An 11,906-nucleotide genomic window follows, 5' to 3' on the forward strand; every position below is an offset into this window, starting at 1 on the left:
TCTCAACCATTTAAAAACCTCTTCGAAGAACTCCGAAATTGAAACTTCCTTGCTACCATTCTCCCCAAAATCGTGTTCGTCGGGATTTTCGAACGGATGCTTGTCCATTCCCCTCCGACGCAATCTCTTCCGAACAGCCTTCTGTTCCATCCTATCAAAACGTAGTTCTTGGTGCCACTTTCCCTGTTGTAGTACAACTGAATGTAGGTGTTTTCGGTTACTGGAATCCTAACTTTAACGGCATTCTTAGTCCTTGCGAGCACTTCAACTTTGAGGGAATACAGACCTGCAACTTTTTTAACATCCTCGATAAACTCATCTAAGTTCATAACAGCCTTTCAAGCTTCTCTATCTTTTCTTTAATAGTTTTTATGCCGTCCACAGCCAGTTCCCAGTCGCAGTAGTCACTTTCAACTTCAAATGAGAAGTTCTTTTCCTTAACGATGTTCTTTGCTTTAAACTCTTCGAGGCTCATTCCGTACTTTCTCCTCATACTGCTGTCTATCAAGATGAACTCGTTTAGCTTTCTTCTGAGCTCGTTAATCAGAGCTTTTACGAGGATCCTGTCTATGGGTTCCTCTATGATGCTTTCTATTTCTTTAATTATTGTTGAAGCCATAGTTCCACTTCATCTTTGGGATATTAATATCTTTAGCAATCTCATAACAGCAAAGATTCCTTGGAACCGTTGAAGCGATACACGGAGAAATTCATGGCGGATCAAATGGGGTCAGTTGACCTTCGTCAGATCACCGTACCTTGCCTACTAATATCAAGTTTTAATTTGGCTGGGTTATGGTTTGATTATTGTCAATTATACTTACCTTCTGAATATATAGATATATGATAGCAAAAAGTTTAAGTTACGCTATGTCGATGCAAAGATGGTGCTTGGAATGCGGTGGGAGAGAAGATTTGTGGCCTTGCTGATGGTTTTTGTGTTGTTGGTAATTTGCCAGCAATGGTAGTAGAAACCAAACTACATCTTTTAGGAGGGTGGCTAAGTGCTTAGAAGGATAGTCTCCGAAGAAGCACCAATCATGGTCCTCTCTTTTTTGAACTTTTACGTAGCCCTTGCCATATCAATTGTCATACCGATATACGAAATTACCAAGGAAAAACAAAAACCTTTAGCTTTGCTGAAGATACCTGTTTTGATTTCGCTTTCCATCGTAGCAGCCCATGCGTACGGCAAAATAAACTTTCTTGAGCTCTCCACCCGCGATCTTGTAGGAGCACTGATAATCATTTTCTGGATACATCTTTACCTGATCCAGAGGTTGCGAAAGACGAATTGGGAAAGCGTTTTATAGTTCAACACACAATCTAACCAACATTTAGAATAATTCGAGAATACTATCGTTAACTTTCAGAAATATAAATCATAGATAGCAAAAGACTTAAGTTACGTTATGGCAAATTAATGACTGTGTAGCATAGCAAGGTGGATGAGGGAAGAGGTTTGTAAGTTTGCTGGTATTGATGACAGTTAGTAGTGCTGCAGGGAGGCTGTCGGAACGTAAACTGGAACACGTGGGTTGACCAAAAGGCACAAGACTTATTTGGTGATGGATTGAGAGTGAGAGTGATAAACAACCACTCTGTAGATGTATTGACTCCAAATTGGTGAGGTGTGATATGCTTAAAAATAGAGTTGGATTATATTTTGTATTTTTCATTTTAATCTTCATACTCTGGGCATCTTTTACTTTCACACGGCAGGATTTCAGCACTGCCAAACCTCTGCAAGTCGAATTCCTCGTGAAACCAGAAAACCAGACGCAAACAGTTGCAAACCACACATGTATTTTTCCCGGTTTCGGGGAAAGAAACGCTCGTGTTTTCTCCATAGGGCAGAATGGTCTTAACATTTCATTAAACAAATCTGCCTGCGTAGATTTTTCCCTAAATCCCAGAGAGTACCACACCAACAACAGAATTTGTGAGTATGACGGTTCAGTAAAACTATACGCCTATCTCGCTCCCAGACCGAGCAAATCTCTGATTAATCACTGGAGTCTTCTTTCTTCAAAACTTAAACTATGCATCGGAAAGTCGAAATCGATTCCCCTTAACGGGACAATTAACGTCACAGCATGCATAAAAGGACTCGAAAAAGGAGAATACTACGTTTACATAATAGCGTTTAGTCAGCAGGGATGGAAAAGCTGGGATTGGCTTAAACTGCGGGTTGGATAAAAAAATTCGGGTTGTGTTTTTGCGGCGTTTCATCTTATTATGCGTATTAACAGTTAAGCAGGGGCCCACAGAAACATTTCAAAAGGTTACGGGAGCGGGGCGCTGGATATGGATTCGGGAGAATTGAGGAGCAAAAGTTTTTTAATACTGATCACTTTATCGAACACATGTTCGTCGAACAAATGTTCGATATTGAAGGACTTAAAAAGCAGAAAAATGCCGTAATTTTGTCCCACAACTATCAGATTCTCCCGATTCAGACAATTGCAGATAGCGTGGGGGATAGTTTGGAGCTTTCAATGGCTGCAAGGGATGTGGAAGCTGATATTATCGTCTTTTGTGGGGTTGACTTCATGGCAGAGACGGCAGCGATACTCAATCCCAACAAAAAGGTGCTTGTACCATCTACTGAAGCAAGATGCCCGATGGCAGCACAGCTTAATGCAGATATGGTCAGGAAAGCGAAAGAGAAGTACAACGCTCCTTTTGTTGCCTATGTAAACACCCACGCTTCCGTGAAGGCAGTTGCAGATGTCTGCTGCACCTCTGCAAACGTCGCAAGGGTGGTGGAGAATATCGACAGCGAAACTGTTTTGCTTGGACCTGACGCCAATCTTGCCTGGTATGCCGCAGAGAAAACAGGTAAGGAAGTTATACCGGTTCCTGAATACGGAAACTGCTGCGTTCACCAGTCCTTTACAGTTAAAGACGTTGAAAGGGCCAGGATTGAACATCCAGAAGCTGAAATAATCGTCCATCCAGAATGCAGGCCAGAGGTGCAGAGGTTCGCAGATTTTGTGGGATCCACGAGTCAGATGATACGATACGTTGCGGAAAGCGGAAAGAATGGAATCATTATTGGCACGGAAATCGGACTGATAGAGAGACTGGTTGACGAACATCCCGGAAAGGAAATTTTTCCGCTCAGGACCTCTGTATGCAGTGCCATGAAGAAAAACACCCTTGATGGAGTGGTAAAGGTTCTCAGGGAGGAGAACAATGTGGTTAGGGTCGATGAGAAGATAGCCGTAAGGGCAAGAAAGGCGATTGAGAGGATGTTCGAGCTATGTTAGTGGGTATAATAGGCTTCGGTGCTGTTGGAAAATGGGTTGCAGAATGGATCGAGAGAACTGAGGGATTCGAACTGACCGCCATTTTAGATGCCGTGAAAAAGAGTCACGAGAAGCTGACCACAGACGTTGACGAGTTCTTATCTCGAAAGATGGATGTCGTGGTTGAGGCAGCGTCGCAGGATGCGGTTAAGGTTTACGCAGAAAGGATTATCGAGTCTGGCAGGCACCTGATCGTCCTTAGTGTAGGTGCGTTTGCGGATGCAGAATTTTTCCAGAGGATAAGGGAGGCCTGCATGAAAACAGGAAAAAAGGTGTTCATTGCTTCAGGAGCCATTGCAGGGCTCGATGCAATCTATTCCGCTTCTGAACTTGTGGAGGAAGTTGTGATAACGACGAGGAAGAACTGGAGGCAGTTTGGCCGGAGGGGGGTGGTTTTCGAGGGATATGCATCTGAAGCTGCCACCAGATTTCCAAAAAATCTGAACGTTGCCATTGCTTTGAGCATTGCTGCAGGGATGGAGGCAAGGGTTAGGCTCGTTGGCGATGATGTCGAGGAGAACATCCACGAGATAGTTGCCAGGGGGAGGTTTGGAGAAATAAACATTCGGATAAAAAATCTACCCATGGAAGATAATCCAAAAACCAGTTACCTTGCAGCCCTTTCCGTTACAAGGATTTTGAGAAACTTAAAAGGAGGAGTGGTTGTGTGAGGGAAGTGATAAAGAAGAGATTGCTGAATTTCCTTGAGGAGGACATGCCTCACGGTGACATCACACCGGTTCCATCAAAAAACGTTATTGCGGAGATCATTGTCAGAGAGTCTTGCGTTCTCGCAGGTGTAGATGTGGCCAGGCTACTTTTTGAAATGGTGGGAATTAAGGTGTTAAACAGCAGAAATGATGGAGAATGGGTGAAAGCCGGTGAAGTTGTACTGAAGGTGGGAGGTCGGGCGAACAGAATTCTACAGGTCGAGAGGCTCGCCCTGAACCTTCTGATGCGAATGAGTGGTATTGCAACAACCACAGCGAAAATGGTTGAGTTGGCGAGAAGAGTCAATCCGAAAATTATAATCGCCGCAACGAGGAAAACCACCCCCGGATTCAGACTATTTGAGAAAATGGCCGTTGAAATTGGTGGAGGAGATACTCACAGATTTTCTCTATCCGACTGCGTTATGCTGAAGGATAACCACCTAGCCGTGTGGGGTGGCATCGAAAAGGCGATGGAAGGATTGAAAGCCAGCTTCACCAAAAAGATCGAGGTGGAGACCAAAACCATTGAGGAGGTTTTGATGGCGGCCAAGCTTGGTGCGGACATCGTGATGCTCGACAACTTCACGCCGGAGATGGTGGAGCTTGCTGTTAAAAAGCTCGAAAGTGAGAGATTGAGAGAAAAAGTGATACTGGAGGTTTCTGGAAGAATTACTCCTGAAAACGTCGAGGAATACGCATCAAAAGGTGTGGATGTGATTTCGTCAGGCTACATAACTCACTCCGCCAGGGCAATCGATTTCAGCCTTCGAGTGTTGGGCTGAGGTAAAACTGCAGTAAATTCAAATACCTCTTTTTACTCTTTTAAACAATGGACGAGGAGGTTAGGGAAAAACTTCTTGAAGCAGGAAAGATTCTAAAACAGGCGGTTTCCGAAGCTTCGGAGAAGATCGCACCCGGGGTAAGGATTCTTGAGGTTGCGGAATTCGTGGAAAACAGAATAATCGAGCTGGGAGCCAAACCAGCTTTTCCGGCGAACATCTCAATAAACAGCGATGCGGCCCATTTCACACCCAAGAAGAATGATAACAGGGTTTTCAATGATGGAGACGTGGTAAAGCTGGACGTTGGAGCCCATATAGATGGCTACATTGCAGATATGGCCGTGACAGTGGATCTGGGGGACAACAGGGAACTTGTTGCCGCGTCAAGAGATGCGCTGGATGCGGCAATTGAAGTTGTTGAGGCAGGTGTGAGCGTTTCGAAGATAGGGAAGGCAATAGAGGATGCTATTAAGAGTCACGGATTTAAGCCAATTGTCAATCTCACAGGTCATGGTCTTCTGCCCTACCTGACCCACGCTCCGCCGAGCATCTACAACTATGCAACTGAAAGAGGTGTGGAACTCAAGGAGGGGATGGTGATTGCAATAGAACCCTTCGCAACGGACGGTGTGGGGAAGGTTGCTGACAGAAACGAGTGCGAGATATACAGCCTTCTAAATCCGAGACCTGTTAGAATGAAAATGGCCAGAGAGATAGTAAAGGAAGTGAACGAGAGATACAAGACGCTTCCATTCGCCAAGAGGTGGCTGAACAAGGCTCCAGAAATCATAATCTCCAGACTCGCAAGAGAGGGTATTTTAAGAGCCTATCCCGTGCTCACAGAAGTAAGCGGTGGATTGGTGAGCCAGTGGGAGCACACGCTTATAGTTGAGGAAGGAGGAGCAACCATAACAACTAGATAACTCCTGCTCTTTCCAGCAATTCTGTATCTTCCAGCACTTCCTTACCGCCTGCAGCCTCAACCCTGTGTTCAAGATTGAGAAGTACGAATCTGTCCACAAGTCTGGCCGCAACATCCAGCTCATGGGTTGCTATTACGAGAGTGCCTTTGTAGCTTTCCAGAATTTTCATTATCTGTCTTTTAGTTTTCCCATCGACGTAGGCTGTGGGCTCGTCAAGAAATAGAACTTCCGGGCTGTAAATTAAAACACTGGCTATCTCAACCTTCTTTTTCTCCCCGCCGCTCAGCCTGAAGGGTGGCTTTTCAAGAACGTGGGTTATTCCAAATATCCCTGCAAACCGGTTTACGGCTCTTTCCATTTCTTCGTCACTCCATTCAAGCTGTCTGGGGACGTACAGGAGCTCGTCCCTTACACTCGGATTGAAGAGAAAATCATCGGGGTTCTGGAAAACAACACCCACACGCCTTCTGATCTCCTCAATGTTTTTCTTGTCAGGGGTTTTCCCGAAAATTCTGATCCTGCCTTCCTTAGGCCTGACCAGACCTGCGAGGAGCAGTATCAGAGTGGACTTTCCACTTCCATTTGCCCCGATTAGACCGATCCTCTCGCCCTCAGAAATTTCAATGCTTACATCTCTCACCCCAACACTGCCGTCGGGATAGTCGTAGCTGACGTTCTCAGCTTCAATCACCTTCAGATTACCACCCACCAGAGGACTGTGAATGCCACGATTATCGTGTAGATTAAATCGAGCGTTTTAAATTTTCTGCTGTAACTCACCCTGTTCTCCCCTCTAGCCTCAAGGGCCAGTTGGATTCGTTCAGCCTTTTCAAAGCTTCTGAGGAAAAAAAGCCCAACCGCCTCTCCACCCTTACGCCACACATCCATATGGCTCCCTTTTGAAACCCTTCTGCTTTCTCTAGCGAGTAGAATGGAAAGAAGTTCCCTGAACATCAAAATTGCATACCTGTAAGCCAGCCAGAGAGCCGAGACAAAGGTTTCAGGCACTTTGAAGTACCTCAAAGCCGAGCATATTTCGGCAAAGTTTGTTGTCATTATGAGCATCTGGATGGCAATGAGGGACGCTGCAACTCTCAGCGTAAAGGTTATCGAGTAAAGTGGGTTGTTTATGGAGACGGGAAGGACGACAATGAAGGAAAAAAGTGTGAAAAGCCATATTCTGCCCAGTACCTTTCTCAGGCTTAAACCGGAAATGGCCGAGATCACAAGAAGGAAGACGAAGGTAAGTATTACCTTTTCCAGATCAAAGGTTGAAACAGCGAGAAGAATGAAAACTATGGTCGAAACGAGCTTTATTCGGGGGTCAATCTTGTGCAGAATGCTGCGCTTTGTGTATTCGTGGATTAAAAAATTTTGAAAATATCCTGATGCTTCCCTTATTGTCCTTTCAAGTAGTTCGTGCATATCGAGTCAGTGCATAGCCGAGAACTAAAACTATTGCTGTGCCCACGATTCCAGCTATCAGTGTGCCCACATAGGGGTTAATACCAGGGACAGAGTAATCAGGTAGTATGCCCTCGTATATCGGCTTCTCCGACAGTCCAAGTATTTTAGCAGCATTCTCAAGCGGCTCTGCATATCCAACGAGCTCTGCTGCATAGGCAAAGAGAGGTGAAACCGCTATCATAGCTGCAATGACTGCAAGAGCTGCCTTGCCTGGAGCTTTTTTCTCTTCCAGAACATCGGGTCTGGCAGAGGAGATGTAACTTACAACACCTGCCGTTATGATTCCCTCAACAATACCAAGAATTGCATGCCACATCCCCATCACTGGAACGGTTACATCCACCGCATATATTACCGATTTTGAGACGCCTATCTCCAGCCCTGCAAATATGGCTGCAAGAGTGATGCCAAGCCACCCGGCAACGAAGGCTGCAACGTTCCTGTTTTTCTTCTCTAGTATTTTGTAAATGTAATAACCTACAAAGACGTCAACAATGGCCATATTCCATATGTTCGCACCAAGAGCAGTGATTCCACCATCAGCGAATACCAGACACTGTATCGTAAGTACCACAGCCATTGCAAGACATCCCGCATATGGTCCGAGCAGGATTCCAGCAAGAGCGCCTCCGACAAAGTGGGCTGAAGTGCCACCCGGTATCGGCCAGTTGAGCATCTGAGCCGCAAAAATGGCAGCAGCAACTATTCCGAACAGCGGTGTGAGTTTCTGTCCCCTCAGCCGGTATATGGAGTATCCAAGCACGGCTAGGGTTAAAACATAAAACAGAGCCGCAATGCTCAGGTCCAGATATCCATCCGGTATATGCAAATTCCCACCTCGTGTTACTTTTTCTCAAATAGATCACATCTGTTAATAAGAATTTCCATTTAACGATTTAAAACTATTGAATGTTTAAAACGGAGATCCAGAACAGCCAGCTAGATATTTTTCAAAATTTCCTCTATTTTCCTGATTTCCTCTTCGATCTTTTCAATGGCTTTACTGCAATCCAGATACTCCAGCATCTCCTCACATCGAGGGCACACAAAATTTAGCTCCATTGCCTCATCATAAGAAACTTTAACGCACATGTTCGGGCATACATAGTAAATTGTGCTCGTCTCTGCCTCTATCTTCTCTCTCAGCTTGCTCACCGTTTTTTCAAGTTCTCTTTTGAGAACGTCCAGAGCTCTGTCATAGTTTATCCTCCAGTAGTACTCCATCCACCCCGTTTCGTCGTCTCTCCTCCTCACGTAGTCAGCCAGACCTATTTCATACATGGCAAAAAGAGCCTTTCTGATTTCGTTAATCTCTATGCCAAGCTCAAGAGCAAGCTGATCATCAGTAAATTCGCCTTCAATTCCAAGTGAGAAAAGAATCAAACCGACCTCGCCAGAAACTCTTTCTACAAGCTCATTTAAAAGCTCCTCTACCTTCGTTGCGGTCTCAGCTTTCACAACTATATTTAAAGAACTGAAACCTTTTTTAATTTTTTGGTTGTGATAATATGAGTCTTACTATAACCGAAATAAAAAATTAGAGTTCGGAGAATGCTTTTTCGAGCGGCGGCACTACCTGTTTCTTTCTGCTCATCACACCGTCAAGCCAGACGCTCTTGCCTTCAAGCTTCTTGCCGAAAGCCTTTTCGACCACTTCTGGATGGTCCGTAACTGCGAGGAGTTCCGTCCCCTCCTTCATAATGTCTGTCAGCATCAGGAATATGGCTGCGTATCCACCTTCCTCCTTCATCTTCTGCAATTCTGCGTAAATCTCATCAACCCTGCTCTCAATCAGAGACAGATCAACAAGTTCGATCTGACCCACACCGACCTTCTTTCCTGCCATGTCAAAATCCTTGTAATCCCTCATTATAATCTCCCTTGCACTCAAATCATCGACTGCAGATAGCTTTGCCTTTATCTCCACACCAAACTTCGTGATATCATCCACACCAGCGACCTTTGCAAGCTCCTCTGCGACCTCCTTATCAAGCTCTGTAGTCGTTGCCGATTTGAATATCACGGTATCGCTGAGGATCGATGACAGGAGAATTCCGGCGATGTCAGCCGGGACCTCAACACCGGTCTTATCAAAAAGAAGCTTTATTACGGTAGCCGTACATCCAACAGGTAGATTGACAAAGAGTACTGGCTGAGGTGTTGTTACATCACCGATTTTGTGGTGATCAACTATAGCAACGACCTCCGCCTTATCGATATCATCGACTGTCTGGGCTTTTTCGCTGTGATCAACAAGAGCCACCTTTTTGCCTTCACCACTCTTCAATACTTCTGGAACCTCAAATCCAAATTTCTCGAGTACATATTTTGTTTCCGGATTGATGTCACCCTGAACCGCAGCCACAGCTTCCTCCCCGATTTTCATAATTTTGTCTAAACTGCCCCTCTCCTTCCACTTGTTCCAGAGATATGCAAGGGCTATCGCAGAACAGACGCTATCTGTGTCCGGGTTTTTATGCCCAACAACATAAACCACGTGCTCCATGATGTAGTGGCAGTTCGGTAGGTAATAACATTTTCGAAATTTTTCCCATCTTAAATGGGAGCCGCTATATTTCAGATTGCCGCAGGTTCCGATACACATCCGTGCAAAAATTTTTATTTGCAGTTCGAATATTACGAAATCCATAATAAACAAAAATTTCAAATACTGTCCGGGGATTTTTGAAAAACCAAAAAGGGGTGATGAAATGTCCGAACCGACAAGGGAACTCCTGTGGGGTGTTGACGAAATATCCGTACTGCTGCACTTCGCACTTTTCATAATCGCCGGAATCATATTCCTAATTGGTATTGCGAGAGCATACAAGCTGATAAGAATGGGAAGAAATGACGAGAACAGGTTTGACCGTCTTGGCAACAGACTTCTTCTGGTCGTCAAAGATGCTCTTTTACTCCTGAGACTTTTTCAGAAAGAGTTCAGGATGGGTCTGATGCACATTCTCATTCTCTGGGGAATTATAGTTCTTACCATAGGAACGGCCGTACTCACCATTGCCGACCATTTCACATCCGAATTTTTCAGAGGTACTTTCTACCTGGTGCACGAGGCTTTGATGGACATTGCAGGTATTGCGTTCATTGCGGGGACAGTTATAGCTGTTGTAAACAGATACGTGCTCAAACCCACAAGATTCTCCAAAAAATGGCCTTTCGCCAATGACGATGCTCCCGTCCTTCTCTCTTTGCTGCTGATTGCGGTATTGGGTTTTATAGTTGAGGCGCTTAGGCTTTCTGCAGGATATCCTGCATACACTGCTGTGATCGGTGGATTTCTCTCTCAATTTCTACCATTTGACCTCTCAGCATACAGAGCTGTCTGGAGCATCCATTCTCTGCTTGCTCTTGCCCTCATTGCCGCAGTGCCTTACTCAAAACTTTTCCACGCCATTGCGGCCCCGATCAACATACTGACGAAATCTGACAGAATTTCTGCAAGGGTGATTGAGGATGAGGAATATATGGGTGCAGTAACTGTCAGAGACCTTCAGTGGAGAGATCTGCTTTCCAGCTTCGCATGCATGAGGTGTGGCAGATGCCAGGACAACTGTCCGGCCTTCAACTCCGGTACAACTCTCTCTCCGATGTATCTGATGCAAAACCTCCGCAAAAATCTCACCGACTCCTCGAGCATTCTTGGAAAAATTGATGAGCCCTTTACTCTCGTTGATGCTGTTCTGGACAGCGAGGCTGTTTGGGCCTGTACAACGTGCAGAGCATGCATGGAAATGTGTCCGGTTTACATAGAACAGATGGAGATTATCGGAGAGATAAGAAGAGGAATTGTCGAGTCGGGGGAGGCGCCACCCGACATAAGAGACTTTCTCACAAACATCCAGAAGCAGAAGAATCCGTGGGGTGAGGCAAAATTCAAGAGAGACCAGTGGATAAAGAAGAGCGATGTTGAGGTGCCAACTGTGAAGAGCAACCCCGAATTCGAGTTGCTCTGGTTTGTGGGCTGTGCTCACAGCTTTGATAGCAGAAGCATTCAGGTATCAAAGAAGCTTGCCCGAATTCTAAACGATATTGGAGTTAACTACGCAGTTCTTGGCAGAGAGGAAGGTTGCTGTGGAAATGATGTAAGGAGAGTTGGTGAAGAAGGTCTTTTCCAGCTTCTGAAAGAGGAAAACACAAATACGTTCGATAAGTACGGAGTTCAGAAAATTTTCACTGCCTCCCCTCACTGCTACAATACATTCAAGAATGAGTATGAGGGCTATGATGTCAGGTTCATACTCGAGATCATCCACGACGCCATAAAATCCGGTAAGCTTCAGCTCAAGCATCCGGTAAAAAGAAAGGTAACCTTTCACGATCCGTGCTATCTCGGGAGATACAACGGCATGTACGATCTGCCCAGAGAGATACTGAAATCCATTCCGGGAATAGAACTTGTTGAAATGCCACGAAACAGGAACAGAAGCTTCTGCTGTGGCGGTGGAGGAGGAAATCTTGTTAGAGAGTATCCCGGAGAGGACAGGCCGAACAATATTAGGGCAAAAGAGGCGGCGGAAACGGGTGCAGAAGTACTGGCAGTTGCCTGCCCATTCTGCATGATAATGCTCGAAGATGGCGTCAAAAGTTCTGGATTCGACGGCAGACTGCAGGTTCTTGACGTTATCGAACTCGTATATGATTCCGTGTATGGGGAATAACCCCATTTTTTTTTGCATGCCTTTAAGGAAAACA

The 11,906-nt window shown here is 45.3% G+C and carries 14 protein-coding genes; 7 read left to right on the forward strand and 7 right to left on the reverse strand.

All coding sequences use genetic code 11. The annotated features are described in order from the left end of the window. Nucleotides 1-2: 2 nt before the first annotated feature. Complete coding sequence (locus JFQ59_RS02470) at nt 3-329, reverse strand: hypothetical protein (RefSeq protein WP_202318834.1); 327 nt, start codon at nt 327-329, stop codon at nt 3-5. Further along, the gene (locus JFQ59_RS02475) at nt 326-619 is read right to left on the reverse strand and encodes a hypothetical protein (RefSeq protein WP_202318835.1); all 294 of its coding nucleotides are present in this window, start codon (nt 617-619) and stop codon (nt 326-328) included. The genes JFQ59_RS02470 and JFQ59_RS02475 overlap by 4 nt, the downstream gene beginning before the upstream one ends. A 385-nt stretch (nt 620-1,004) precedes the next feature. Between JFQ59_RS02475 and JFQ59_RS02480 the strand changes: the two genes are divergently transcribed. The 6 genes from JFQ59_RS02480 (at nt 1,005) to map (ending at nt 5,729) form a co-directional block, all read left to right on the forward strand. Beyond that, nucleotides 1,005-1,313, forward strand: coding sequence for a hypothetical protein (locus tag JFQ59_RS02480; protein ID WP_202318836.1), 309 nt, complete (start codon nt 1,005-1,007; stop codon nt 1,311-1,313). A 325-nt stretch (nt 1,314-1,638) separates the two neighbouring features. Beyond that, nucleotides 1,639-2,199, forward strand: a complete 561-nt coding sequence (locus JFQ59_RS02485) for a hypothetical protein (protein WP_202318837.1) — start codon at nt 1,639-1,641, stop codon at nt 2,197-2,199. A 167-nt stretch (nt 2,200-2,366) separates the two neighbouring features. Beyond that, on the forward strand, nt 2,367-3,272 hold the full coding sequence (gene nadA / locus JFQ59_RS02490) for a quinolinate synthase NadA (RefSeq protein ID WP_202318838.1): 906 nt from the start codon (nt 2,367-2,369) through the stop codon (nt 3,270-3,272). Continuing rightward, complete coding sequence (gene nadX / locus JFQ59_RS02495) at nt 3,266-3,982, forward strand: aspartate dehydrogenase (RefSeq protein ID WP_202318839.1); 717 nt, start codon at nt 3,266-3,268, stop codon at nt 3,980-3,982. Before nadA ends, nadX begins: the two co-directional genes overlap by 7 nt. Beyond that, complete coding sequence (gene nadC / locus JFQ59_RS02500) at nt 3,979-4,806, forward strand: carboxylating nicotinate-nucleotide diphosphorylase (protein ID WP_330999826.1); 828 nt, start codon at nt 3,979-3,981, stop codon at nt 4,804-4,806. Before nadX ends, nadC begins: the two co-directional genes overlap by 4 nt. A gap of 47 nt (nt 4,807-4,853) precedes the next feature. Continuing rightward, the gene (map, locus tag JFQ59_RS02505; protein WP_202318840.1) at nt 4,854-5,729 is read left to right on the forward strand and encodes a type II methionyl aminopeptidase; all 876 of its coding nucleotides are present in this window, start codon (nt 4,854-4,856) and stop codon (nt 5,727-5,729) included. Here the strand turns inward: map and JFQ59_RS02510 are convergent. The 5 genes from JFQ59_RS02510 to JFQ59_RS02530 all read right to left on the reverse strand — a co-directional run bounded on the left by JFQ59_RS02510 (nt 5,722) and on the right by JFQ59_RS02530 (nt 9,702). Then, entirely contained in the window at nt 5,722-6,420 is a 699-nt protein-coding gene (locus tag JFQ59_RS02510; protein ID WP_330999827.1) for an energy-coupling factor ABC transporter ATP-binding protein, read from the reverse strand. The genes map and JFQ59_RS02510 overlap by 8 nt on opposite strands. A 2-nt stretch (nt 6,421-6,422) precedes the next feature. Then, on the reverse strand, nt 6,423-7,154 hold the full coding sequence (gene cbiQ / locus JFQ59_RS02515) for a cobalt ECF transporter T component CbiQ (RefSeq protein WP_202318842.1): 732 nt from the start codon (nt 7,152-7,154) through the stop codon (nt 6,423-6,425). Beyond that, nucleotides 7,138-8,025, reverse strand: coding sequence for an energy-coupling factor ABC transporter permease (locus JFQ59_RS02520; RefSeq protein WP_202318843.1), 888 nt, complete (start codon nt 8,023-8,025; stop codon nt 7,138-7,140). The genes cbiQ and JFQ59_RS02520 overlap by 17 nt, the downstream gene beginning before the upstream one ends. 110 nt (nt 8,026-8,135) lie before the next feature. Further along, nucleotides 8,136-8,654 carry a transcription factor E gene (gene tfe / locus JFQ59_RS02525; RefSeq protein WP_202318844.1) on the reverse strand — a complete coding sequence of 173 codons (519 nt, stop codon included), beginning with the start codon at nt 8,652-8,654 and terminating at the stop codon, nt 8,136-8,138. A 79-nt stretch (nt 8,655-8,733) separates the two neighbouring features. Further along, nucleotides 8,734-9,702 carry a manganese-dependent inorganic pyrophosphatase gene (locus JFQ59_RS02530; RefSeq protein WP_202318845.1) on the reverse strand — a complete coding sequence of 323 codons (969 nt, stop codon included), beginning with the start codon at nt 9,700-9,702 and terminating at the stop codon, nt 8,734-8,736. A gap of 205 nt (nt 9,703-9,907) precedes the next feature. Between JFQ59_RS02530 and JFQ59_RS02535 the strand changes: the two genes are divergently transcribed. Then, entirely contained in the window at nt 9,908-11,872 is a 1,965-nt protein-coding gene (locus JFQ59_RS02535) for a (Fe-S)-binding protein (RefSeq protein ID WP_202318846.1), read from the forward strand. The last annotated feature ends 34 nt before the right edge of the window (nt 11,873-11,906 follow it).

This window comes from Archaeoglobus neptunius, assembly GCF_016757965.1.
GTDB lineage: Archaea > Halobacteriota > Archaeoglobi > Archaeoglobales > Archaeoglobaceae > Archaeoglobus > Archaeoglobus neptunius.